Annotated in this window: 18 protein-coding genes; 4 read left to right on the top strand and 14 right to left on the bottom strand. The window is 71.8% G+C overall.

Annotated features, from left to right (window positions below):
• The first annotated feature begins 114 nt into the window (after positions 1–114).
• Together ACGFZN_RS16845 and ACGFZN_RS16840 are read left to right on the top strand one after the other, a co-directional pair.
• Positions 115–1,071 (top strand): LysR family transcriptional regulator, encoded by a 957-nt coding sequence (locus ACGFZN_RS16845; protein ID WP_393859216.1) that lies wholly within the window; start codon positions 115–117, stop codon positions 1,069–1,071.
• A 132-nt stretch (positions 1,072–1,203) separates the two neighbouring features.
• Positions 1,204–1,716: a DUF2231 domain-containing protein gene (locus ACGFZN_RS16840; RefSeq protein WP_393859215.1), complete on the top strand. Its 513-nt coding sequence runs from the start codon at positions 1,204–1,206 to the stop codon at positions 1,714–1,716.
• Positions 1,717–1,784: 68 nt separating this feature from the next.
• On the opposite strand, the gene ACGFZN_RS16835 is transcribed toward ACGFZN_RS16840, so the two are convergent.
• From ACGFZN_RS16835 to ACGFZN_RS16825, 3 genes are all read right to left on the bottom strand, one after another.
• Positions 1,785–1,973, bottom strand: coding sequence for a hypothetical protein (locus tag ACGFZN_RS16835; RefSeq protein WP_393859214.1), 189 nt, complete (start codon positions 1,971–1,973; stop codon positions 1,785–1,787).
• Between the two features lie 133 nt (positions 1,974–2,106).
• Complete coding sequence (locus ACGFZN_RS16830) at positions 2,107–3,489, bottom strand: L-serine ammonia-lyase (protein WP_393859213.1); 1,383 nt, start codon at positions 3,487–3,489, stop codon at positions 2,107–2,109.
• Between the two features lie 153 nt (positions 3,490–3,642).
• Positions 3,643–4,776 (bottom strand): aromatic ring-hydroxylating dioxygenase subunit alpha, encoded by a 1,134-nt coding sequence (locus ACGFZN_RS16825; RefSeq protein ID WP_393859212.1) that lies wholly within the window; start codon positions 4,774–4,776, stop codon positions 3,643–3,645.
• 288 nt (positions 4,777–5,064) lie between these two features.
• Here ACGFZN_RS16825 and purU point away from each other — a divergent pair, with 288 nt between their 5' ends.
• Together purU and ACGFZN_RS16815 are read left to right on the top strand one after the other, a co-directional pair.
• Positions 5,065–5,937 carry a formyltetrahydrofolate deformylase gene (purU, locus tag ACGFZN_RS16820; protein ID WP_393859211.1) on the top strand — a complete coding sequence of 291 codons (873 nt, stop codon included), beginning with the start codon at positions 5,065–5,067 and terminating at the stop codon, positions 5,935–5,937.
• Between the two features lie 111 nt (positions 5,938–6,048).
• The gene (locus ACGFZN_RS16815; RefSeq protein ID WP_393859210.1) at positions 6,049–6,843 is read left to right on the top strand and encodes an IclR family transcriptional regulator; all 795 of its coding nucleotides are present in this window, start codon (positions 6,049–6,051) and stop codon (positions 6,841–6,843) included.
• 206 nt (positions 6,844–7,049) lie between these two features.
• Here the strand turns inward: ACGFZN_RS16815 and ACGFZN_RS16810 are convergent, their stop codons facing one another.
• The 11 genes from ACGFZN_RS16810 to ACGFZN_RS16760 all read right to left on the bottom strand — a co-directional run bounded on the left by ACGFZN_RS16810 (position 7,050) and on the right by ACGFZN_RS16760 (position 23,532).
• A complete protein-coding gene (locus tag ACGFZN_RS16810; protein WP_393859209.1) occupies positions 7,050–7,652 on the bottom strand; it encodes a sarcosine oxidase subunit gamma in 603 nt (200 codons plus the stop codon).
• Positions 7,645–10,947: a sarcosine oxidase subunit alpha family protein gene (locus ACGFZN_RS16805; protein WP_393859208.1), complete on the bottom strand. Its 3,303-nt coding sequence runs from the start codon at positions 10,945–10,947 to the stop codon at positions 7,645–7,647. The genes ACGFZN_RS16810 and ACGFZN_RS16805 overlap by 8 nt, the downstream gene beginning before the upstream one ends.
• 11 nt (positions 10,948–10,958) lie before the next feature.
• Positions 10,959–12,191 (bottom strand): sarcosine oxidase subunit beta family protein, encoded by a 1,233-nt coding sequence (locus ACGFZN_RS16800; RefSeq protein WP_393859207.1) that lies wholly within the window; start codon positions 12,189–12,191, stop codon positions 10,959–10,961.
• Entirely contained in the window at positions 12,188–13,471 is a 1,284-nt protein-coding gene (glyA, locus tag ACGFZN_RS16795; RefSeq protein ID WP_393859206.1) for a serine hydroxymethyltransferase, read from the bottom strand. The genes ACGFZN_RS16800 and glyA overlap by 4 nt, the downstream gene beginning before the upstream one ends.
• Positions 13,468–14,328 (bottom strand): bifunctional methylenetetrahydrofolate dehydrogenase/methenyltetrahydrofolate cyclohydrolase, encoded by an 861-nt coding sequence (locus ACGFZN_RS16790; RefSeq protein WP_393859205.1) that lies wholly within the window; start codon positions 14,326–14,328, stop codon positions 13,468–13,470. The genes glyA and ACGFZN_RS16790 overlap by 4 nt, the downstream gene beginning before the upstream one ends.
• Positions 14,329–14,350: 22 nt before the next feature.
• Positions 14,351–16,789: an FAD-dependent oxidoreductase gene (locus ACGFZN_RS16785; protein ID WP_393859204.1), complete on the bottom strand. Its 2,439-nt coding sequence runs from the start codon at positions 16,787–16,789 to the stop codon at positions 14,351–14,353.
• Between the two features lie 218 nt (positions 16,790–17,007).
• A complete protein-coding gene (locus ACGFZN_RS16780) occupies positions 17,008–17,976 on the bottom strand; it encodes an ABC transporter substrate-binding protein (RefSeq protein WP_393859203.1) in 969 nt (322 codons plus the stop codon).
• Positions 17,977–17,989: 13 nt separating this feature from the next.
• Positions 17,990–19,960, bottom strand: a complete 1,971-nt coding sequence (locus ACGFZN_RS16775) for an ABC transporter permease (protein ID WP_393859202.1) — start codon at positions 19,958–19,960, stop codon at positions 17,990–17,992.
• Positions 19,960–21,051 carry a glycine betaine/L-proline ABC transporter ATP-binding protein gene (locus ACGFZN_RS16770; protein WP_393859201.1) on the bottom strand — a complete coding sequence of 364 codons (1,092 nt, stop codon included), beginning with the start codon at positions 21,049–21,051 and terminating at the stop codon, positions 19,960–19,962. The genes ACGFZN_RS16775 and ACGFZN_RS16770 overlap by 1 nt, the downstream gene beginning before the upstream one ends.
• A 21-nt stretch (positions 21,052–21,072) precedes the next feature.
• Positions 21,073–22,542: an aldehyde dehydrogenase family protein gene (locus tag ACGFZN_RS16765; protein WP_393859200.1), complete on the bottom strand. Its 1,470-nt coding sequence runs from the start codon at positions 22,540–22,542 to the stop codon at positions 21,073–21,075.
• A 153-nt stretch (positions 22,543–22,695) separates the two neighbouring features.
• Positions 22,696–23,532, bottom strand: coding sequence for a 5,10-methylenetetrahydrofolate reductase (locus ACGFZN_RS16760; RefSeq protein WP_393859199.1), 837 nt, complete (start codon positions 23,530–23,532; stop codon positions 22,696–22,698).
• Between the last annotated feature and the right edge of the window lies 1 nt (position 23,533).

Genomic DNA, 23,533 nt, shown 5'->3' with positions numbered 1-23,533 from the left:
TCTCCGTCGCCGGCCCGTGGACGGGCTGTGGCGTCATCGTCCGTCCGCCGCCGGTGCGGGCGCCACGACCGGATTCCTCGCTGCTGGTAGGCCGAGCCTCCTACCGGCCGTAGCATGAAGGCCGTGGAGCTGCGCCAACTCCGGTACTTCGTCGCCGTCGCCGAGGAGCTGAACTTCGGCAGGGCCGCCGCGCGGCTCCTGATCGCCGGACCGTCCCTGTCCCAGCAGATCAAGGCGCTGGAACGCGACCTCGGGGTGCGCCTGTTCGACCGCGACCGCCGGTCGGTCTCCCTCACCGCGGCGGGCTCCGCCCTGCTCCCGCAGGTGCGCGACCTGCTGGCCCGGGCGGAGGAGCTGAAGAGCCGCGCCGGCGCGCTGTCCGGTTCCGAACCGGTACGGCTCGGCTACGTCAACTGGCTTCCGGCGGACCTGACGGCCCGCACCTCGCCGGTGGCCCGGGTGCACCTCGACGCCTGGGTAGCGCCCTCCCACACCCAGGCCGCCCGGGTCGCCGACGGCAGTCTGGACCTCGCGGTGTGCTGGGCCCCGGCCGCGGATCTCGAGCGGCTGGGGCTGCACGCCACGCTGATCGGCGCCGACCGGCTCTACGCCGTCGCCACCGGTGACGACACCGGGCCCGTCCGCGCCCGTGACACCGCCGTTCTCGTCGACGCGGACACCACGTCCTGGCTGTCCTGGAACCTCTACGCCGAGCGCCTGGCCGAGGACACGGGGGCCCGGGCGGTGCACATCAGCGACGGCGGCGTCACCGGCCCCGCGTTCTTCGACCACGTCCGCCGCAGCGACCGCCCGGTCGTCAACTCCCCCAAGGGCCAGATCACCCCGCTCCCGCCCGATCTGGTACGACGCCCGGTCGTGGCGCCGGAGATCCACTGGACCTGGTCGGTGATCCGGCGCGCCGCCGAGGACCGTGCCGCGGTCCTCGGCGTCGTCGACGCCCTCCGCGACGGCGCCGGAGACCTCGGCCTCCACGGCCCGGACGCCTGGCTGCCCGCCGACGACCCGCACCGGTCACCGCGGCCCTCGCACCCACCCGCATCCCGCCACTGACCCGCCGGCCTGGGCCAGGAGGCGTCGCCCGCCCGTGTGGCCGGTTGTCTCCCGCGTCTCACCGGGCTCAGAGGCAACTGAGAGTTTGCTGTGGCAGTCTGGCGCGCCCCCAACCCCCTCGGGAGCGCTCGAATGACTTTGATCAACGGTCTGCCCGCCCATGTCCTGCTGGTCCACGTGGTCGTCGTACTGATACCGCTCACCGCGCTGGCCCTGGTGGCCGCCGCCGTGTGGCCGCGGGCCGCCCGCCGGCTGGGGGTGATGCTGCCGCTGCTGGCGTTCGTGGCCCTGGCGAGCGTGCCGCTGACCACGCATGCCGGCGAGTGGCTCGAACGCCACGTGGCCGACGACGCCCTGGTGCGCCGGCACACCGAGCTGGGCGACGGGCTGCTGCCGTGGGCCCTGGGCCTGTTCGTGCTGGCGGCCGTCGTGTGGTGGGCGGGGCGCCGTACGCAGACGGAGTCCGGGCCGGGCGGCGGCCTGCGCTGGTCCGCGCTGCCCGTGCGCATCGTCGTGGGCGTGCTCTCGCTGGCCGTGGCGGCGGGCGCCGTGGTGGACGTCTACCGGATCGGCGACTCCGGAGCGAAGGCGGCCTGGCACGACGCGTACTCGAAGTCGGCGACGCGTGGCGGGGACGGCTCCTGACCCGACGCGACCGGGTGAAGCCCGGCCCTTCCGGCGAGGCCGCGGGGCCGGCTCATCGCGGGGTGCGCTCAGCCGAACAGGCCGCGCACGCGGATCGTCTCGACGTGCCGCCACGAGCCGCCGGGCAGCAGCACCCAGTCGCCGTTCGCCGACGTGGTCCTGCGCACGGCGGGGGTACGCGCCGCCCGGCGCGACGGCAACCGGGAACCGCAGCCCCGCGTCTTCGCCCGCTGCCGGGCGTGGGCCGACTTGCTCATGACCACTCCCGCGACCTGATGCTGTACTCCACCCGCGTACCCCCGCAAGCGCCCTCCCTCCGTCCTCCATCGTCCCTCTCTTCCCCCGGGATCGCCCGGCGACGAGGAGGAGAACGGTGCGCGCTCCGCCGCCTCAGCACTCGACGACGTTGACGGCGAGTCCGCCGCGGGCGGTCTCCTTGTACTTGACCTTCATGTCGGCGCCGGTCTCCTTCATCGTCTTGATGACCTTGTCGAGGGAGACGTGGTGCCGCCCGTCGCCGCGCAGGGCCATGCGGGCCGCGGTGACGGCCTTCACCGCGGCCATGCCGTTGCGCTCGATGCACGGGATCTGGACCAGGCCGCCGACCGGGTCGCAGGTCAGGCCGAGGTTGTGCTCCATGCCGATCTCGGCGGCGTTCTCCACCTGTTCCGGGCTGCCGCCCAGCACCTCGGCGAGGCCGCCCGCCGCCATGGAGCAGGCGGAGCCGACCTCGCCCTGGCAGCCGACCTCGGCGCCGGAGATGGATGCGTTCTCCTTGAAGAGCAGCCCGATCGCGCCCGCGGCCAGCAGGAACCTCACCACGCCGTCCTCGTCGGCGCCCGGGACGAAGCGCAGGTAGTAGTGGAGGACCGCGGGGATGATGTCGGCCGCGCCGTTCGTCGGGGCGGTGACGACCCGGCCCCCGGCGGCGTTCTCCTCGTTCACCGCCATCGCGTAGAGGGTGACCCACTCCATCGCGCGGCCCGCCGGGTCGCCCTCGCCGCGCAGGGCCCGGGCCGCCGACGCGGCACGCCGGCGGACCTTCAGGCCACCGGGCAGGATGCCTTCGCGGGACAGGCCGCGGGAGACGCAGCCCTCCATGACCCGCCAGATCGCCAGCAGGCCCGCACGGACCTCCTCCTCGCTGCGCCGGGCCTTCTCGTTCTCCAGCATCAGCGCGGAGACGGACAGACCGGACTCGCGGGCGAGCCGCAGCAGTTCGTCACCGGTGCGGAACGGGTGGGGCAGCTCGGTGTCGTCGGCCTTGACCCGGTCGGCGCCCACGGCGTCCTCGTCGACCACGAAGCCACCGCCGACCGAGTAGTACGTCTTCTCCAGCAGCGGCACGCCGTCGGCGTCGTACGCGAACAGGGTCATGCCGTTGGCGTGGTACGGCAGCGACCGCCGGCGGTGCAGGACCAGCTGGGTGGAGGCGTCGAAGCCGATCTCGTGGGCGGAGCCGATCTCGGCGCCGAGGAGGCGGATGCGGCCGGTGCCGCGGATCCGCTCGACGTCCAGGTCGGCCTGGGTGCCGTCGACGGTGTGCGGTTCGTTGCCCTCCAGGCCGAGCAGGACGGCCTTGGGGGTGCCGTGGCCGTGCCCAGTGGCGCCGAGGGAGCCGAACAGCTCCGCCCGCACCGACGCGGTCTGGGCCAGCACGCCGTCCCTCTTCAGCCGGGCGGCGAACATCGCGGCCGCGCGCATCGGGCCCACGGTGTGCGAGCTGGACGGGCCGATGCCGATGGAGAACAGGTCGAAGACGCTGATTGCCACGCCGTGACTCCGTGGGACGGGCGGGGTGTGCCGGGCACGCCCTGCGGGCGGGTCGTCGGCTGCCGGGGTGGGCCGGCGACGGGAGTGTGGGGCGGGACCCGTCCCCCTGCCGGAAGGCCTGGCGGCAGGGGGACGGGCGGTACCGGGGGTGGCTCAGCGGGCGGGCTGCGCCTCGAGCCGGTCCCGCAGCCAGGTGTGGAAGGCGCCGATGTGGTGCTCGCTGGGCACCAGGACGCCGCCCTCGGCGTAGGCCCGGGAGCTCATCCCCGGCTGGGTGCGCTCGCAGGCGTCGAAGTCCTGCTGGTTCACCCGGTGGAACAGCTCGACGGAGCGGTCCACGTCCTTTCCGCCCTCCACCACGTGCGGCAGGTACAGCCAGTCGCACTCGACGACCGTGCGGTCGACGGCCACCGGGTACATCCGGTGGAAGATCACGTGGTCCGGCACCAGGTTGACGAACACCTGCGGCTTGACGGTGATCGCGTAGTAACGGCGGTCCTGGTCCCGGGTGACGCCCGCGATGCGGTCCAGACCCTCGCCGCCGTCGACGGTGAAGCCCTCGACCTCCGCGCCGAACTCGGCGCCGTGGCCGACGTAGTACTGCGCCGCGTAGCCGTCGGCGAACTCCGGGAGCACCTCCGTGAGTTCGGGGTGGATCGTGGCGCAGTGGTAGCACTCCATGAAGTTCTCGATGATGAGCTTCCAGTTGGCCTTCACGTCGTAGACGATCCGCCTGCCCACCCGCAGGTTGTCGACGTCGTAGTTCTCGATCGACCCGGTGTCGCCGAGCCGTTCGGCCACCGCGCCGATCACGTCCTGTTCGAAGGACGGCGGGTTCTCCGCCAGGCACACCCACACATAGCCGAGCCACTCGCGGACATGGACGTTCACCAGGCCGTACGCGGTGCGGTCGACATCGGGCATCGACGTCAGGTTCGGCGCCGCCACCAGCTTTCCGTCCAGGTTGTAGGTCCAGGCGTGGTAGGGGCACTGGAAGGCGCGCCTGACCTCACCGGACTCCTCCGCGCACAGCTTCGCGCCCCGGTGCCGGCAGATGTTCAGGAACGCCTTGACGGAGCCGTCCCGGGAGCGGGAGACCAGCACGCTCTCACGACCCACCCGGCAGGTGCGGAACCGGCCCGGCCGCGCCAGTTCCGAGGCGCGGACCACACAGAACCACATGGCCTCGAAGACGCGCTCCTGCTCCAGGGCGAAGACCTCGGGGTCGGTGTAGTGCTTCCCGGGCAGCGTGGCGATCAGGCTGGGAGGAAGGCTGGTCGTCGTCATCGTGGTCACCTCGGAATGCATCGGACCCGGACGCGGCGCGGGTACGTGCCGGCGCCTGCCTCCTGTTGCATATAGCGATACTGAACTCTTCATGAGCAACAGTCACACTGTCATGCCTCTGAGTGACCAGTGTCAAGAGGCAGCCGACCGCGCGCCGGCGCTGACGCCGGTCGAGAACAGTCCGTCGAGGGCTCCAGCGGGAGCAAGCCTCTTGACCGGCCGCCGCCCACACCGGACGATGTTGCGTATCACTCTCACCGTTGCGCATCGCGCATTACGGAGGATGTCATGTCCCCTCGCCCGCAGTCCGGCCGCGAGTTCGTCCTCACCCTCTCGTGCCCCGACCGGTCAGGCATCGTCCACGCGGTCAGCAGCTTCCTCGTGAGCCATTCCGGCAACATCCTCGAGAGCCAGCAGTTCGACGACCGGCTGCAGGACCGCTTCTTCATGCGGGTGCACTTCGAGGTCACCCATCCGGCCACGTCCCTGGAGCTGCTGCGCACCGACTTCGGCCCGGTCGCCGAGGCGTACCGGATCAGCTGGCAGCTGCACGACGCCTCGACCCCGACCCGCACCCTGATCATGGTGTCGAAGTTCGGCCACTGCCTGAACGACCTGCTCTTCCGCCGGTCCACCGGCTCGCTCAACATCGAGGTCCCGGCGATCGTCTCCAACCACCGCGACTTCGAGCCGCTGGCCCGGAACTACGGCATCCCGTTCCACCACATCCCGGTGAGCCGCGACACCAAGGCCGATGCGGAGGCCCGGCTGCTGGAGCTCGTCGCCGAACTCGACATCGACCTGGTGGTGCTCGCCCGCTACATGCAGATCCTCTCCGACGACCTGTGCAAGCGGCTCGACGGCCGGGCCATCAACATCCACCACTCCTTCCTGCCGAGCTTCAAGGGCGCCCGGCCGTACGAGCAGGCGCACCGGCGCGGCGTCAAGCTCGTCGGGGCCACGGCGCACTACGTCACGCCCGACCTCGACGAGGGCCCGATCATCGAGCAGGACGTCGTACGCGTGGACCACTCCCACACGCCGGACGAACTGGTCACCATGGGACGCGACGTGGAGGCCCGGGTCCTCGCCCGCGCCGTGCAGTGGCACAGCGAGAGCCGTGTGCTGACCAACGGCAACTGCACGGTCGTCTTCCGCTGAGGCACAGGCCGCCCTACGGTAGGGGGCCGGCCGGCGCCGACGGCGGACAGGGTCCGTCACTTCGTCGCCGCGGCCCTTCGCCGTACCCCGCCCCCTGCGTATAGTTGCGCCATGAGCAACTACGCTGCAGATGGCGAAACAACGAGTCCGGCGAGCGGAGTGCAGTCCGTCGACCGCGCCGTCAGCGTCCTGGAGATCCTCGCCCGGCGCGGAGAGGCGGGCGTCAGCGAGGTCGCCGCCGAGATCGACGTCCACAAGTCGACCGCGTTCCGTCTGCTCGCGGCGCTGGAGGCGCGCGGTCTGGTCGAGCAGGCGACCGAGCGCGGCAAGTACCGGCTCGGTTTCGGCATCGTGCGCCTGGCCGGAGCGGTCACCGGGCGCCTGGACATCACCCGGCAGGGCCGGGAGGTGTGCGAGCGGCTCAGCGAGGAGATCGGCGAGACCGTCAACATCGCCGTGCTGCAGGAGCATTACGCCGTCAACCTCTGTCAGGTGCGCGGGCCGGGCGCCGTCGGCACCCACAACTGGGTCGGCCAGCTCACTCCGGTGCACGCCACGTCCAGCGGCAAGATCCTGCTGGCGCATCTGCCGGCGCAGGCGCGCGACGAGGTGATCGCGGCCTCGGGCCTGCGGAAGCACACCGAGCGCACCCTGACCACACGGGCGCGGCTGGAGAAGGACCTGACCGAGGCGCGGGAACGCGGGTACGCGGTGACGCTGGAGGAGCTCGAGACCGGGCTGCACGCCATGGCCGCCCCGATCCGCGCCCACCACGGCGAGGTCATCGCCGCCCTCAGCTCATCCGGTCCGGCGTACCGCTTCACCGAGCAGCGGATGCACGAGCTGGCGCCGCTGCTGATCAAGGGCGCGGAGGAGATCAGCCATCGCATGGGCCACCTCGGCTGACACGCTCCCCAGCGGGCTCGGCGGCGCTTCGGGCGTGGACCGGGTGCGGGTCTCGTCACCGGTGCGCCGCCCGTCGCCAGGGCCCGCCCGGGATTGCGGTAGGCCGTGGGATGAACGTCGGCTGCTCCACGACTTGTTGAGGCGTCGGTGAGAGCGGCCGGCTCCGCCTCCCGGCCGCCGCCGCGGGCGGCCGGGAGGCGTGGGGGTCACCGGTATTCGACGGCCGCGTCCAGCAGCCAGTCCGCCAGATAGCCGGCGAACGAGGAGCGCACCAGCACCCAGAAACCGGCCCTGGGTTCGTCGCGGGCCACCAGGACGACCTGGGTGCGGGCCAGTGTCGTCTGCGCGCACCGGCCGGGGCCGAAGGCACGTGGGTGCAGGTCCAGCGAGCAGCCGTGGGCCAGCAGGTCGCGGGCGCGAGGTCCGGCCACCAGCAGGGTGGTGCGCTGGGCGGAGACGTCGGTGACCGAGACCGGTTCGTCACCGGCCGCCGCGCGGATCCGGCCCTCCAGGTCCCGCTCGGTGCCGGGCCGGCCCACCACCAGCCATTCGTCGGGGCCGAGCCACACCGCGGTCACGTTCCCCGCGTGCACGACCGTGTCGGGCTCCAGGGGCAGTTGGAGTCCCAGGGCGAGTCCGACGGCGTCGGCCGCCGGGCCCTTGGCGTCGAGACGGACGTTCACCTGGGCCAGGAAGGGGAGTTCGACCAGGCGGATCGCGCCCCGGCAGGAGCGCGTCGCGGCGGCCAGGCGGTGGGCGGCGTCGGCCAGGGGGCTGCGCTGCCACGGGATCGGGGCGGTGTCAGCCATCGCGGCGGGCTCCCTCGGGGTCGTAGAGGACGGGGCTTGCGACGGTCACCGGGACCAGCCGGTCGCCGACGGGCGCGTAGAGGCGTTCGCCGATGCGGTCCCGGCCGCCCTTGACCAGGGCGAGCGCGAAGGTCCGGTCGAGCGCCGCGCTGCGGTAGCTGGAGGTGACATGACCGAGCATCGGGACGGGCGGGGCGGGCAGTTCGCTGTCGGCGACCAGGTGTGTGCCCTCGGGGAGGAAGACGGCCGGGTCCTCGGGGAGGAGGCCGACGAGGTGCTTGCGGTCGGGGCGGACGGTGTCCGCGCGGGCGTAGGAGCGCTTGCCGATGAAGTCGGGCTTCTTCTTCGACACCGCCCAGCCCATGCCGAGGTCCTGCGGGGTGACCGTGCCGTCGGTGTCCTGCCCGACGATGGGGTAGCCCTTCTCGGCGCGCAGGACGTGCATGGTCTCGGTGCCGTACGGGGTGATGCCGTACGGGGCGCCGGCCTCGTACAGCGCTTCCCACAGCCTGCGGGCGTCCCACGGCGAGACGTTGATCTCGTAGGCGAGTTCGCCGGAGAAGCTGATCCGGCACACCCGCGCCTCGATGCCCGCGACCGTCGTGTCCCGCCATGCCATGAACGGGAAGTCCTCGTTGGAGACCGCCAGTTCAGGGGCGACCGAGCCGAGGACGGCGCGGGACTTCGGACCCACCAGGGCCACGGTGGCCCACTGCTCGGTGACCGACGTGCAGTGGACCCGCAGCTCGGGCCACTCGGTCTGCAGCCACTCCTCCATCCAGTCCAGGACGGCCGCCGCGTTGCCGGTCGTGGTGGTGACCAGGAACCGGTCCCGGTCGAGCCGGATGACCGTGCCGTCGTCGAAGACCATCCCGTCCAGGCGGCACATCACCCCGTAGCGGATCATGCCCACCTTCAGGGTGCTCATCATGTTGGTGTAGAGCCGGTCGAGGAAGAGCGCGGCGTCCGGACCCTGGACGTCGATCTTGCCCAGTGTGGAGGCGTCCATGAAGGCCACGCCCTCGCGGGCCGCCCGGCACTCGCGCAGCACCGCCGTCTCCATGTCCTCGCCGTCCCGCGGGTAGTACCAGGGCCGCTTCCACTGGCCGACGTTCTCGAAGAGGGCGCCGTGCTCGACGTGCCAGGTGTGCAGGGCGGTGGTGCGGACCGGATCGCTCAGCGCGCCGCGGTCGCGGCCGGCGAGGGCGGCGAAGGACACCGGGGTGTACGGCGGCCGGAAGGTGGGCAGGCCGAGCGCCGAGATGTCCACGCCCAGGAGTCCGGCGACGACGCCGCTCGCCAGGACGCCGCCCGTCTTGCCCTGGTCGTTCGCGGTCCCGGCCGTGGTGTAGCGCTTGGTGTGCTCCACCGAGCGCAGGCCGGCGCCGGTCGCCCGCGCCAGATCGTCGACCGTGACGTCGCGCTGGAGGTCGACGAACCGCGGGGCGCCGGTGTCGCCGGGGACGGTGAAGACCTGCATCGGCGGGGTGTACGGCTGCGCGGACACGGCCGGCAGGACGGGAGCCTCGGCCGTGTACCCCTCCGCCTCGGCCGCGCGGACACCGGCCGACGCGCCCTGTGCGAGGGCCGTGGCCAGGTCGGAGGCGCCGTTCGCGCTGCCCGCGACCTCCACCGCCTGACGGCAGCCGTCGGGCACGAACGCGCCGAGTGCGGCGTCGTGCCGGAGCTTTCCGCCCGCCTGGCTGAACAGGTGCGCGACCGGGTTCCAGCCGCCGGAGACCAGCAGCAGGTCGACGGCGAACTCCCGCCGGCCGGTGGACTCGCCGTACGGCATGACCGTCACGGCGGTGAGACGGTCCCCGCCCTCCGTGCCGGTGACCGCGTGGCCGGCGAGCACGTCGATCCCGGCGGACCGGGCACGCTCGGCCCACTCGCCCGGCTCGGGGCGGGTGTCGACGATCGCGGCGATGCCCACGCCCGCGGCCGCCAGGTCGAGCGCGGCGGCGTAGGCGCTGTCGTTGGTGGTGAACACGACCGCGTGCCGGCCGGGCAGCACGGCGTACCGGTGGAGGTACGTCCGCGCGGAGGACGCCAGCATCACTCCGGGGCGGTCGTTGTCGCCGAACGCCAGCGAACGCTCGTGGGCACCGGTGGCGAGGACGACGCGCCGGGCCCGGATCCGCCAGACGCGCTCGCGGGAGACGTTCGCCGGGGCCTCGGCGCCGAGGTGGTTGGTGCGGCGCTCGACGGCGAGGAGGTGGTTGTCGTCGTAGTACCCGAAGACGGTGGTGCGGCGCAGGACGCGTACCTCGGGGGCCGCTTCCAGCTGTGCGCGGGTCGTCTCCACCCAGTCGAGGAGTTCGCCGGTGCCGAGGAGGCTGCCGCCGGGCTCGGGCTGATCGTCGGCGAGGACGACGCGGGCGCCGCTCTTCGCTGCGGCTGCCGCGGCGGCGAGGCCGGCCGGGCCGGCGCCGACGATAAGCAGGTCGCAGTGGGCGTGTACGGCGTCGTAGCGGGCCGGGTCGGGTTCGGTGGCGAGGCGGCCCTGACCGGGGAGGCTGCTCGCGGCCAGGCCGTCGTAGAGCTCGACGGTCGTCGCGGGGAGCATCGGCTCGGGGAAGGGTTTCTCGATCTGGACGACCGCGTTCGGTTCTTCGACGCCGGCGGAGAAGATGCCTCTCGGGCGGCCGAGCTTGATGCTCGTCGCTGCCGCGATGACCCCGTTGGCCAGGAGGGCCGAGGCGAGGGTGTCGCCTCGGTAACCCTGGTACGTGGTGCCGTCGAAGGTGAAGGCGAGGGATTCTTCCCGGTCGATGCGTCCGCCGGTGGGGCAGCGGAAAGGCTGGGTTTCTTCGCCCCCTCCGCCCCTGCCCTCCCCCACTCTCGGCTTCGCTCGAGCGCGGGGACCCCCATCGTCCTCCAGGGGCTGCGCCCCTTCGACCCCGCCAGGGGGCTGCGCCCCCTGGACCCCCGTCGGGCCTGAACGGGCCTTGTCCTCAAACTCCCCCAGAGGGGGCACCCCCGGGCGGGCTGGATTTGCCGGCCTCGGCTGAGAAGTGACAGTCTCCGGGCGCGGCTCCCCCACCTTGTACACGGCGAGGATCTCGTTCGTCGACGTGTCCCGCACCGCGTTGAACCACCGGCGGCAGCCCGCCGCATGGCTCCACCGCTCGGCGAAGGGGCCCTTGGGGTTGTCGCGGAAGAACAGGTACCGCGCCCACTCCTCGTCGGTGAGGGCGGCGGGGTCCTCGGGGTAGGGGACGTGGGCCTGGCCGCCGTAGTGGAACTCGGCCTCGTCACGGGGCCCGCACCACGGGCAGGGGATGAGCAGCATGGTTCGGCTCCCTAGTGGGCCACCGCGGCAGCGCCGTGCTCGTCGACGAGCGCGCCGGTGGTGAAACGGTCGAGCGAGAAGGGGGCGTTCAGGGCGTGGGGGGTGTCGTGCGCGATGGTGTGGGCGTAGACCCAGCCGACACCCGGGGTGGCCTTGAATCCGCCGGTCCCCCAGCCGCAGTTGAGGTAGAGGTTGCCGACCGGGGTGAGGCCGACGACGGGCGAGGCGTCGGGGGTGACGTCCACGATGCCGCCCCAGGTGCGCAGCACATGGGCGCGGGCGAAGACCGGGAAGAGCTCCAGGGCCGCCGACATCTGGTCCTCGATGATGTGGAAGGCGCCGCGCTGGGTGTAGGAGTTGTACGCGTCGATGCCGGCGCCCATCACCAGTTCGCCCTTGTGCGCCTGGCTGACGTACACGTGGACGGCGTTGGACATCACCACCGTGGGGTGGACGGGTTCCAGGAGTTCGGAGACGAGTGCCTGCAACGGGTGGCTCTGCAGGGGCAGTTCGATGCCGGCCATGGCGGCGAGGACGGAGGTGTGGCCGGCCGCGCACAGCGCCACCTTGCCGGCCGCGATCGGGCCGCGGGTGGTCTGCACGCCGACCACCCGGCCGCCGGCCACGTCGAGCCCGGTGACCTCGCAGTTCTGGATGATGTCGATGCCGGCGGCGTCCGCGGAGCGGGCGAAGCCCCAGGCGACGTAGTCGTGCTTGGCGATGCCGGCGCGCGGCTGGTAGGTGCCGCCGAGGACGGGGTAGCGCACGTCCGGGGAGGTGTTGACGATCGGGCAGACCTCTTTGACCCCGTCGGCGTCCAGCCATTCGGCGTCCACGCCGTTGAGCCGGTTGGCCTCGACGCGGCGAACGCTGTCGCGGACGTCCTGAAGGCTGTGGGCGAGGTTGAGCACACCGCGCTGGGAGAACAGGATCGGGTAGTCCAGCTCCTCTTCGAGCCCCTCCCACAGCTTCAGGGCGTGCTCGTAGATGCCGGCGCTCTCGTCCCACAGGTAGTTGGAGCGGATGATCGTGGTGTTGCGGGCCATGTTGCCGCCCGCGAGCCAGCCCTTCTCCAGGACGGCGACGTTGGTGATGCCGTGGTTCTTCGCCAGGTAGTGGGCGGTGGCCAGGCCGTGTCCGCCGCCGCCCACGACGATCACGTCGTACGACGGCCTGGGGTCCGGGTCGCGCCAGAGGAAGTCCGGGTGGTCGGGGAGGTCGGCGCCGGGCGTGCGGGGGCTCATCGGGCGTCTCCGTCGTACGAGAGGTGCGGGTAGAGCGGGTGCTTGGCGGCCAGTGCCTCGGTGCGGGCGCGCAGGGCGGCCACGTCCGGCTCGGGCTGGAGGGCGAGGGCGATCACGTCGGCGACCTCGGCGAAGTCCGCCTCGGTGAATCCGCGGGTGGCGAGCGCGGGGGTGCCGATGCGCAGGCCGGAGGTGACCATGGGGGGGCGGGGGTCGAAGGGGACGGCGTTGCGGTTGACGGTGATGCCGATCCGGTGGAGGAGGTCTTCGGCCTGCCGGCCGTCCAGGGGCGAGTCGCGCAGGTCGACGAGGACGAGGTGGACGTCCGTGCCGCCGGTGAGCACCTTCACTCCGGCCGCGGCCGCGTCCGGCCGGCCGAGGCGTTCGGCGAGGACGCGGGCCCCGGCGAGGGTGCGGGCCTGGCGTTCGGCGAACTCGGGCGAGGCCGCGACCTTGAAGGAGACCGCCTTGGCGGCGATGACGTGCTCCAGCGGGCCGCCCTGCATGCCCGGGAACACCGCCGAGTTGATCTTCTTGGCGAGGTCGGCGTCGTTGGTGAGGACGACCCCGCCGCGCGGGCCGCCGAGGGTCTTGTGCGTGGTGGTGGTGACCACGTGGGCGTGCGGGACCGGGCTCGGGTGCAGTCCGGCGGCGACCAGGCCCGCGAAGTGGGCCATGTCGACCATCAGGAGGGCGCCGACCTCGTCGGCGATCCGGCGGAAGGCCGCGAAGTCCAGCTGCCTGGGGTACGCCGACCAGCCGGCGATGATCATCTTGGGGCGGTGCTCCTTGGCGAGCCGCTCCACCTCGTCCATGTCCACGAGGTGGTCCGCCGCGGAGACGTGGTAGGGCACGACGTTCAGCATCTTGCCGCTGTAGTTGATGCGCATGCCGTGGGTGAGGTGGCCGCCGTGCGCCAGGTCGAGGCCCATGACGGTGTCGCCGGGCTGGAGGAGGGCGAAGAACACGGCGGTGTTGGCCTGCGCGCCGGAGTGCGGCTGGACGTTGGCGTAGGCGGCGCCGAACAGGGACTTGACGCGCTCGATCGCCAGCCGCTCGGTGACGTCGACGTGTTCGCAGCCGCCGTAGTAGCGGCGTCCCGGGTAGCCCTCGGCGTACTTGTTGGTCGCCACCGAGCCCTGCGCCTCCATCACGGCGGTGGGCGCGAAGTTCTCGGAGGCGATCATCTCCAGGGTGGACTGCTGGCGGCGCAGCTCGGCGCGCAGGGCTGCGTGGACCTCCGGGTCCAGCTCGGCAAGGCTGGTGTTCAGGGGGTTCATACGGCGTTCGCGTTCCTCTCGGCGGCCTCGACGACATTCGTGAGGAGCATCGCTCGGGTCATGGGTCCCACTCCCCCGGGCATCGGGGCGAGCCATCCGGCGGTCTCGGCGGCCTCCGGGTGGATGTCGCCGACGAGCCCGTGCTCGGTGCGGGTGATGCCGACGTCCAGGACGGCCGCGCCGGGGCGCAGCATGTCCTTGGTGATCAGTCCGGGCGAGCCGGCGGCAGCGACGACGATGTCCGCCTCACGCACGTGCCGGGCCAGGCCCTTGGTTCCGGTGTGGCAGAGGGTCACGGTGGCGTTCTCGGACCTGCGGGTGAGCAGCAGCCCGAGGGGCCGGCCGACCGTGATGCCCCGGCCGACCACGCACACCCGGGCCCCGGCGAGCGGAACGTCGTGGCGGCGCAGCAGTTCGACGATGCCGCGCGGGGTGCAGGGCAGCGGGGCGTCTACGCCGAGGACGAGGCGGCCGAGGTTGACGGGGTGCAGTCCGTCGGCGTCCTTGGCGGGGTCCATCCGCTCCAGTACGGCGTTGCTGTCCAGGTGGCGCGGGAGCGGGAGCTGGACGATGTATCCGGTGCAGGCCGGGTCGGCGTTCAGTTCGTCGACGACGTCCTCGACCTGCCGCTGGGTGGCGTCGGCGGGCAGTTCCCGGCGCAGGGAGGCGATCCCGGCCTGCGCGCAGTCGCGGTGCTTTCCGGCGACGTAGGCGCGGCTGCCGGGGTCGTCGCCGACGAGGACGGTCCCGAGGCCCGGCGGGCGGCCGGTGAGGGCGGTCGACTTGGCCACGCGCTCGGCGAGTTCACGGCGGATGGCGGCGGCGGTGGCCTTGCCGTCGAGGAGTTGTGCGGTCACCGGTGGTGTTCCTTCCCCTCGGCTAGCCACGGAGGCGGGACATGGACGGGTCGAACAGCGGCTCCTCGGCGACGACGGCTTCGACCCGCTGGTCGAAGTAGCCGATGTGCACCGTCGTACCGGCCTCGGCCAGCTCCGCCGGCAGCCACGCGTAGGCGATGCCCTTGCCGATGGTGTAGCCGTACGCCGCGCTGGTGACGTGACCGACGGCGCGGTCGCCGGCGTACACCGGCTCCTTGCCCATGACGACCGCGTGCGGGTCGTCGATGGTGAGGCAGCTCAGCCTGCGCCGGACGCCGGTCTTGCGGCGCTCCAGCGCGGCCTTCCCGATGAAGTCGCCCTTGTCGAGCTTGACGGCGAAGCCGACGCCGGCCTCGTAGGGGTCGTGCTCGTAGGTCATGTCGGTGCCGAAGGAGCGGTAGCCCTTCTCCAGGCGCAGGCTGTTGAAGGCGCCACGGCCGGCGATGACGCCGCCGAGCGGTTCGGCCGCGGCCCACAGGGTGTCCCACAGCTTCAGGCCCTGGTCGGCGGTGGTGTACAGCTCCCAGCCCAGTTCGCCGACGTAGGACAGGCGCATCGCGGTGACGGGGACGGAGCCGATGTAGGCGCGCTTGGCGCGGAAGTACTTCAGGCCCTCGTTCGAGAAGTCCTCGTCGGTGAGCGGCTGCAGCGCCTCGCGGGCGAGCGGGCCCCACAGGCCGATGCAGCAGGTGCCGGCGGTGATGTCGCGGACCTGGACGCGGCCGTCGGCGGGCAGGTGGCGGGTGAACCAGTCGAGGTCCAGGTTGCCGTTGGCGCCGACCTGGAAGAGGTCGCGGCCAAGGCGGGCGACGGTGATGTCGCTGCGGATGCCGCCGTCGTGGTCAAGCAGCAGGGTGTACGTCACCGAGCCGACGGACTTGGCGACCTTGCCGGTGACCAGGCCCTCCAGGAAGTCCGCGGCGGCGGGGCCGCTGACCTCCAGGCGCTTGAGGGCGGTCATGTCGTAGAGGGCGACCGTCTCGCGGGTCACCTGGGCCTCGGCGCCGACGATCGGAGACCAGTACCGCGCCGCCCAGTCGTTGGGGGTGGGGATGTCACGGCCTTCGGTCAGGGAGGCGTTGGCCTCGTACCACTGGGGGCGCTCCCAGCCGTTCGCCTCCAGGAAGAACGCGCCGTGTTCCTGCTGGCGGGTGTAGAAGGGGCTGGTGCGGATCGGGCGCGGCTCACCCGACGGCTGGAGCGGGTGGAGGATGTCGTAGACCTCCGCGAAGTTCCGGCAGTCGCGGGCCAGGACGTACTCCGGGGAGAGCTGGTGCGGCTCGAAGCGGTTGACGTCGCACTCGTGCAGGTCGAAGGAGGAGCAGTAGCCGTCGACCAGCCATTCGGCGACGGCCCGGCCGACGCCCGCGGAGTGGGTGACCCACACGGCCTCGGCGACCCAGAAGCCCTTGACGTCGGGGGACTCGCCGAGCAGCGGGTAGCCGTCGGTGGTGAAGGAGAACAGGCCGTTGATACCCTCCTCGATCTTCGCCTCCCTGGCCGCCGGGAGCAGGGACTGCGTCTCGGTCCAGGCCGGCTCGAAGTCCTCCTCGGTGAACTTCAGCACCGAGGGCATCTGTTCGGCCGCGTCCACGGAGAGGATGTCGTCGGCGGAGACCGGCATGGGTCGGTGGCCGTAGTAGCCGATGCCGAGGCCGTCGAAGCGGTCGCGGTAGTACAGGTCGGCGTCCTGGTGGCGCAGGATCGGGCGGACCGCCTCCTCGGTCTGGCCGGCGAGGGCGGGGACCGGGCCGGTCCAGGCGAGCTGGTGGGCCAGCGGGGTCAGCGGCAGCGTCATCCCGGCCATGCGGGCGATCTTCGGGCCCCAGATGCCGGCGCAGCACACGACGATGTCGGCGTCGATCTCGCCGTGGTCGGTGACGACGCCGGTGACGCGGCCCTCGCTCTGCCGGATGTCGAGGACCTCGTGCCGGGCGAGGAAGCGCACGCCGCGCCCGGTGGCCCGGCGGATCTGCGCCTCGACGGCGAGGACGGCCTTGGCCAGGCCGTCGGTGGGGACGAAGAGACCGCCGAGGATCTTGTCGCGGTCGACCAGCGGGTGCCTGGCCACGCACTCGTCGGGGGTCAGCAGCTGCGCCTCGATGCCCCATGCGGTGATCCAGCCGTGCCGGCGCCGGATCTCCGCGAGCCGCTCGGGGCTGGTCGCGACCTCGAGGCCGCCGACCTGGAGGAAGCAGGGCTTGCCGTCGACGTCGAGGGAGCAGAACTTCTCGACGGTGTAGCGGGCCAGCTCCGTCATCGTCTTCGAGGCGTTCGTCTGGAAGACCAGGCCGGGGGCGTGCGAGCTGGATCCCCCGGTGGCCGGGAGGGGGCCCTGGTCGACCACGGTCACTTCGGTCCAGCCGCGCGCGGAGATCTCGTCCGCCAGGGCCGCCCCCACGACACCCGCTCCGATGATCACCACTCGGGGTCCCGCCATCGCCCAACCTCCGAACTTGAGACCGGCTCAGTTGCTGTCTACGCAACGTGATTCAGGTTACGCAACTCAATGTGCCTGTCGCCGCATGAGGGTGTCAAGGGGTCGGTGACGTCGGAAAACAGCCCGGAGAACGGCCCCGGGAACGGCAACGCCCGGCGGGCGGTGCGCACCTGCGCGCACCGCCCGCCGGGCGTCGTCGGCCGGTCTCTTCCGGTCCCCTACCGCTTCAGCCAGGCGTCGACCTTGTCGCGGTTCGCGTCGACCCACTTCTTGGCCGCCGCGTCGTCCGACATCTTGTCCACCGCGATGTACCGGGCCACGGTGTTCTGGTCGTCGTTGGTCCAGTGGAAGTTCTTCACCAGCTTGTAGGCGGGGCTGCCCGACTTGGCGAACCGCGCGCTGACGATCTTGTCCAGGTCGTAGACGGGATAGTCGCAGGCGATCTTCGCGGCGTCGGCGTCACAGCCGGCCGTGTACTTCGGCAGGTCGACCTTGACCAGCGGCACCTCGGACATGAACCACTGCGGTTCGTAGAAGTAGCCGATCACCCACTGCTTGTTCTTCTCGGCCGTACGGTAGGCCTGGATGAGCGCCGTCTCGCTGCCCGCGTACACCACCTTGAAGTCCAGCTTCAGGTTCTTCACCAGCGCCGCGTCGTTGGTGACGTACGACGGGTCGCCGTCGAGGAGCTGGCCCTTGCCGCCCGACTCCGAGGTCCTGAACTTGTCGGCGTACTTGTCGAGGTTCTTCCAGTCGGTGATGTCCGGGTGGGCCTTGGCGAGCCACGGCGGCACGAACCAGCCGATCACCCCCTTGTTGCCGGTCGATCCCGCCTCCACGGCGGTCTTCTGCTCGGTGATGTACTTCTTCTTCAGATCGTCGTGGCCCCAGTTCTCCAGGACGGCGTCCACCTCACCGGTCCCGAAGCCCTGCCAGGCGATCTCCTCCTTCAGGTCCTTCTTGTTGACCGTGCAACCGAGGTCGTGCTGCGCCACGTACGCGACGACCGCCGCGTCCGCCTCGTAGCCGACCCACGGGTTGACGGCCAGGTTGAAGGCGCCGCACTTGCCGTCCGAGGACGTGGCGCCGGCCGAGGTGCTGTCGCCGACCTTCGCCCCCGAGCAGGCCGTGAGGGTCAGGCCGAGGACGGCCGCAGCGGCCGCGCCGGCCCGCCAGTGATGTGCCATGGTGTCGTGCTCCTTATGCCCTGGTGCGTCGTGCCGCAGCCTGCGTGATCCGGTCGAACATGACTCCGAGCAGTACGATGGCGAGCCCCGCCGCCAGCCCCTTGCCGTACAGCTCTCCCTGCGAGAACCCGGCCACGACGTCGTAGCCGAGGGCGCCCGCCCCCACCAGGCCGCCCACCACGACCATCGACAGCACGTAGATCAGACCCTGGTTGGTGGCGAGGGTCAGCGCGCTGCGTGCCATCGGCAGCTGGACCTTGGTGATGATCTGCCAGGTGTTGCACCCGGAGGAGGTGGCGGCCTCCACGGTGGACTCGGGCACGTTCCGCACCCCGTCCGCGATGATCTTGATGGCGACGGGCGCCGCGTACACGACGGCCGCGACGATCGCGGTGAACCGGGTGGCGCCGAACAGGGCCAGGAACGGCACGAGGTAGACGAACGGCGGCATGACCTGGGCGGCGTCCAGGGTGGGCCGCACCAGCCGGTCCACCATCCGGCTGCGGCCCATCCACACGCCGAAGACGACGCCGAACAGCATCACCAGGACCGTGGCGACGGCGGTGGAGGCCAGCGTCGTCATGCCGTCGGACCACACACCCGTGCCGACCAGCAGCCCGACGCACACCGCGGCCGTCGCCGCGGCGCGCCGGCCGCCGAGCACCGCGCCGAGCGCGACCAGGGTGATGCCGACCAGCCACCACGGGGAGTCGGTGAGCAGCGTCTGGAACGGGTTGAGCAGACCGTTGGTGATGATGTTCCGCAGACCGTTGGTGATCCCGGACAGATGGTCCTGCAGCCAGGTGGTCGTGGTGTCGGCCGCGCTCGCGATGTGGCTGCCCGTGGCGCCGTCGCCCGGGAACTCGGCCGCCCAGACGTAGGTGTGGGACAGGTAGACCAGGACGGCGGCCCCGGCGCCGCCCGCCACCAGCAGCGGGCGGCGCCACCGCGACAGGCGGCCGCCGGTTCGGCGGGTCTCGGTGCGCGCGGCCGCCGCGGTGGTGACCCGGTCGAGCACGATGGCCATGACGACGATGGCGAGCCCGGCGTTGAACGCCGTGCCGACGTCGAGCGACTGCAGGGCCTGGACCACGGTCTTGCCGAGGCCGGGGGCGTCGATCAGGGCGGCGATGGTCACCATGGCCAGCGCGGCCATGATGGTCTGGTTGACGCCCATGACCACCGTGCGCCGGGACATCGGCAGCAGCACCTTCAGCAGTTGCTGCGACCGTGTGGTGCCGAGCGAGTCGGCCGCCTCGACGGTGGTCTTGGGTACCGAGCGGATGGCGTGCGCGGTGATGCGGATGGCGGGCGGCGCCGCGTAGATGACGGTGGTGATCACGGCGGAGGCGCCGCCGATGAGGAAGATCAGGGTCAGCGGGGCGAGGTAGACGAAGGTCGGCATCGTCTGCATGAAGTCCAGGAACGGCGTCATGATCCGGTTGAACCGGTCGGACAGGCCGGCCCACACGCCCAGCGGGATGCCGATGAGCAGCGCCACGAGGACCGCCGACAGGGTCAGCGCGAGGGTGTCCATGCTCTGCTGCCACAGGCCCTGGAGCCCGAAGAAGGTGAAGCCCGCTACCGCCAGCAGCGCGACCCGCCAGTTGGCCACGGCCCAGGAGACGTAGCCGGTGAGTCCGACGACGCCGAGCCAGCCGATCTGCGGCACCGGGCGGGTGCCGGTGGGCTGGGAGATCAGCGACTGGACGAAGGTGACCAGGTTGTCGATGACCAGCCGGATCTCGTTGAAGAAGTACAGGAAGAGCGGGTTGGAGTTGCGGTTGGCCCCGATGCTGTCGTTGAGGTCGTTCAGCCACCGGTGCAGTCCGGTGAGGTCGGCCGCGGCGAGGGCCAGGGTCTGCCAGCCGCGCAGTACGGCGAACAGCACCAGCCAGGCGAGCAGGATCGCGGCCACCACCATGGGGCGGCTGACCTTGTGGCGCATCGCCGCGACCGGCGCGGTCGCGTCGGCGGCGGCCATCAGGCACCGCCTTCCCGCCCGGCGACGACGGAGAGGATCTCCTCGTCGCCGACGATGCCGAGCAGCTTGCCGTTCTCCACGACCTTGACGGGCTTCTCGGCGGCGAGCACCGCGCGGGTGGCCTCGCGCACCACCACGTCCGGCCCCAGCTCGGGTCCGTCCAGGGCGTCGCCGGGCTCGGCGGGGCGCATGATCCAGCGCAGGGTGAGGACGTCACCGCGCGGCACGTCCTTGACGAAGTCCCGTACGTAGTCGTCGGCGGGGGCGCCCACGAGTTCGTCGCCGGTGCCGCACTGGACCGTCTTTCCGTCCCGCATGATCAGGATGCGGTCGCCCAGCTTCAGCGCCTCGGACAGGTCGTGGGTGATGAACACCATGGTCTTGCCGACCTCGTGGTGCAGCCGCACGACCTCGCTCTGCATGTCGCGGCGGATCAGCGGGTCCAGCGCGGAGAACGGCTCGTCGAAGAAGAGGACGTCGGGATCGCCGGCGAGGGCGCGGGCGAGGCCGACGCGCTGCTGCATGCCGCCGGAGAGCTGATCGGGGTAGGAGTTCTCGTATCCGGCCAGGCCCACCAGTTCGACGACCTCCAGGGCCTTGCGGGTGCGCTCGGCCTTGCCCATGCCCCGGATCTCCAGGCCGAACGCCACGTTGTCGACGACCCTGCGGTGCGGCAGCAGGCCGAAGTGCTGGAAGACCATGGAGAACTTGCTGCGCCGCAGCTCGCGCAGCCGCCTGGCGTCGGCGCCGCGGATGTCCTCGCCCTCGAAGACGACCTCTCCGGCGGTGGGTTCGATCAGCCGGGTGAGGCATCGCACCAGGGTGGACTTGCCGGAGCCGGACAGGCCCATGACGACGAAGACCTCGCCGGGCGACACGTCGAAACTCACATCCCGTACGGCGGCGGTGCAGCCGGTGCGGTCCATCAGCTCGCGGCGGCTGAGCCCGCACAGCTCCTCGGAGCCCGGCACCTCGTCGGCCTTGGGTCCGAACACCTTCCACAGCCGGCGCACGGAGATGACCGGCGTTCGCGCCTGGGGCTCCTGGGACGTGTCGCTGGGCGGCGACACCTCGGTCTGGGCTGGGGTCATGATCGGGCCTCTCTCGGGCGGTCAGCCGCGGAACCAGTGCTGCGGCCGGGGTTGGATGTTCTGCCAGACGTGCTTGGGCTCCCGGTACTCGTCGAGGCCGGCCGGTCCCAGCTCACGGCCCACGCCCGAGTGTCCGAAGCCGCCCCATTCCGCCTGCGGTACATAGGGGTGGTAGTCGTTGATCCACACGGTGCCGTGGCGCAGCCTCCGGGCCACCCGCTGAGCCTTGCCCGCGTCCTGGGTCCAGACGGCCCCGGCGAGGCCGTACTCCGTGTCGTTGGCGATGCGGACGGCGTCGTCCTCGTCGTGGAAGCGCTCGACGGTGAGCACGGGTCCGAAGGATTCCTCGTGCACCACGCGCATGTCCTGCCGGCACTCGTCCAGGACGGTCGGCGGGTAGTAGAAGCCGTGTGCCAGCGCGGGGTCGTCGGGGCGGGCGCCGCCGCAGCGCAGGACGGCGCCCTCGGCGAGGCCGGCGGCGACGTACGCCTCGACCTTCTCCCGGTGCTGTGCGGAGATCAGCGGCCCGGTCTCGGCCTCCGCGTCGAAGGGGCCGCCGAGCCGGATGCGCCGGGCGCGGCGTACGACCTCGTCGACGAAGGCGTCGTGCACCACGTCCTCGACGATCAGCCGGGCGCCGGCCGAGCAGACCTGCCCGGAGTGCAGGAAGACGGCGGTGAGCGCGAAGTCGACGGCCGTCTCGAAGTCCGCGTCGGCGAAGACCACATTGGGGTTCTTGCCGCCGAGTTCGAGGGCGACCTTCTTCACCGTCGCCGCGGCGGTGGCCATGATGCGCCGCCCGGTGTGCAGTCCTCCGGTGAACGACACCATGTCGACGGCCGGGTGCTCGGCGAGCGGCGCGCCCGCCTCGGCCCCGGCGCCGAGCACCAGGTTGGCCGCGCCGGCCGGGAGCCCCGCCTCCTGGAGGGCCTTCATCAGCAGGACGGAGGTGGAGGGCGTCAGCTCGCTGGGCTTGAGGACGACCGTGTTCCCCGCGAGCAGTGCCGGTGCGATCTTCCAACTCGCCTGTAGCAGCGGGTAGTTCCACGGGGTGATCAGTCCGCAGACACCGACCGGCTCATAGGTGACGCGGCTGAGTGCGTCGTCGCGTCCGGTGTCGACCACCCGGCCGGCGCTGGTGCCCGCGATGCCGCCGTAGTAGCGGAAGCAGGAGACGACGTCGGCGATGTCGTACTCGCTCTCCACCAGCCGCTTGCCGGTGTCGAGGGACTCGGCGCGGGCGAATTCCTTGGCGTCGCGCTCGATGACGTCTGCGGTGCGCAGCAGCAGTGCGCCGCGCTCACGCTCGGGGGTCCGCGGCCAGGGGCCGTCGTCGAAGGCCCGCCGGGCCGCGCCGATCGCCGCCTCGGTGTCGGGGCGGGTCGCCTCCGAGACCGTCGCGACCAGGGTGCCGTCGGCCGGACAGCGGATCTCCCGGTGGCCGCCGGCCACTGGAGCGCGCCATTCTCCGTCCACATACAGATCTGCCACGCGCTGCGCCCTTCGAGCGGAATTCGTTGCGCATCGTGCATCGAATTGCTTGTGGTGGAACACCATTGCGGAACGGGGTGACGCCGTCAAGAGGTCGGCATGTCTCGATTTCGCGCCCCCGGTCCGTTCCCGGGCCCGCCTGCCCGGACCGTGTCAGCCGGCCAGGCGGTCCAGTGCCGCACGGCGCCAACGCTCCGTCTCGGCAATCTGGTTGAAGGTGAACAGGTGCAGGCCTGCCACCGCGGTGGCGGGCGCGGTGAACGCCGGTGCGCCGCGGGTGAGCAGGCGCTCGGGGGCGTATCCCCCGGGCGCCGCGAACCGCAGGAACCAGGAGGGGTGCCGGGTGAGGAAGCGCGTCGACTCCCCCACCCCGATCTTCGCCGCCATCGACAGCAGCTTCGCCCGCTGCACGGGTCCGGCGACGCCCAGGTGCACGGGCAGCGCGACGCCGCGGCGCCGGACCCGGGCGAGCCAGTCGCCGAGCACGCGCGGGTCGAAGCACAGGTTGCTGACGATGTAGGTGGCGTACTCCCGCTTGTCCCACATCGACTGGATGGTGACGTCGTCGTGGATGAGCGGATGGCTCTCCGGATAACCGGTGATGCCGAGGTCGGCGAAGGGGCCGCCCGGGCCGGCGAGCGCACGCAGCACCGGCAGGGCGCCGTGGTACGGCCCGGCCGGCGGATCGGCGTCACCGGCCGGGACGAAGACGTCCGCCACGCCTGCCGTGCGCAGCCGTTCGGCGACGTCCTTCAGGTGTGTGTCGTCCCGCAGCAGCCGCGCGGGGACGTGCGGGACGACGCGGTACCCGTGCGCCGCGAGCCGCTCGGTGAGCAGCAGCGTCGGCTCCAGCCCCTTGACCGGCGAGGCCGTCACCGTGACCACGACGTCGCGGGGCACGTGTGCGAGGACCTTCTCCTCGGTCGCCTTCGCCGGCAGCACCTCGTAACGGACGCGGGTGAGCAGCCTCCGCAGGGTCTGGGCGCCCATG

The sequence above is a fragment of the Streptomyces sp. NPDC048192 genome (assembly GCF_043202415.1).
In the GTDB taxonomy this organism is placed as follows: domain Bacteria; phylum Actinomycetota; class Actinomycetes; order Streptomycetales; family Streptomycetaceae; genus Streptomyces.
This window is presented reverse-complemented; position numbering and strand designations above follow the sequence as displayed.

Coding starts and splice junctions, on each gene's coding strand:
- ACGFZN_RS16845 (WP_393859216.1), top strand. CDS start 115: ATGAAGGCCGTGGAGCTGCGCCAACTCCGGTACTTCGTCGCCGTCGCC.
- ACGFZN_RS16840 (WP_393859215.1), top strand. CDS start 1,204: ATGACTTTGATCAACGGTCTGCCCGCCCATGTCCTGCTGGTCCACGTG.
- ACGFZN_RS16835 (WP_393859214.1), bottom strand. CDS start 1,973: ATGAGCAAGTCGGCCCACGCCCGGCAGCGGGCGAAGACGCGGGGCTGC.
- ACGFZN_RS16825 (WP_393859212.1), bottom strand. CDS start 4,776: ATGACGACGACCAGCCTTCCTCCCAGCCTGATCGCCACGCTGCCCGGG.
- purU (WP_393859211.1), top strand. CDS start 5,065: ATGTCCCCTCGCCCGCAGTCCGGCCGCGAGTTCGTCCTCACCCTCTCG.
- ACGFZN_RS16815 (WP_393859210.1), top strand. CDS start 6,049: ATGAGCAACTACGCTGCAGATGGCGAAACAACGAGTCCGGCGAGCGGA.
- ACGFZN_RS16810 (WP_393859209.1), bottom strand. CDS start 7,652: ATGGCTGACACCGCCCCGATCCCGTGGCAGCGCAGCCCCCTGGCCGAC.
- ACGFZN_RS16805 (WP_393859208.1), bottom strand. CDS start 10,947: ATGCTGCTCATCCCCTGCCCGTGGTGCGGGCCCCGTGACGAGGCCGAG.
- ACGFZN_RS16800 (WP_393859207.1), bottom strand. CDS start 12,191: ATGAGCCCCCGCACGCCCGGCGCCGACCTCCCCGACCACCCGGACTTC.
- glyA (WP_393859206.1), bottom strand. CDS start 13,471: ATGAACCCCCTGAACACCAGCCTTGCCGAGCTGGACCCGGAGGTCCAC.
- ACGFZN_RS16785 (WP_393859204.1), bottom strand. CDS start 16,789: ATGGCGGGACCCCGAGTGGTGATCATCGGAGCGGGTGTCGTGGGGGCG.
- ACGFZN_RS16780 (WP_393859203.1), bottom strand. CDS start 17,976: ATGGCACATCACTGGCGGGCCGGCGCGGCCGCTGCGGCCGTCCTCGGC.
- ACGFZN_RS16775 (WP_393859202.1), bottom strand. CDS start 19,960: ATGGCCGCCGCCGACGCGACCGCGCCGGTCGCGGCGATGCGCCACAAG.
- ACGFZN_RS16770 (WP_393859201.1), bottom strand. CDS start 21,051: ATGACCCCAGCCCAGACCGAGGTGTCGCCGCCCAGCGACACGTCCCAG.
- ACGFZN_RS16760 (WP_393859199.1), bottom strand. CDS start 23,532: ATGGGCGCCCAGACCCTGCGGAGGCTGCTCACCCGCGTCCGTTACGAG.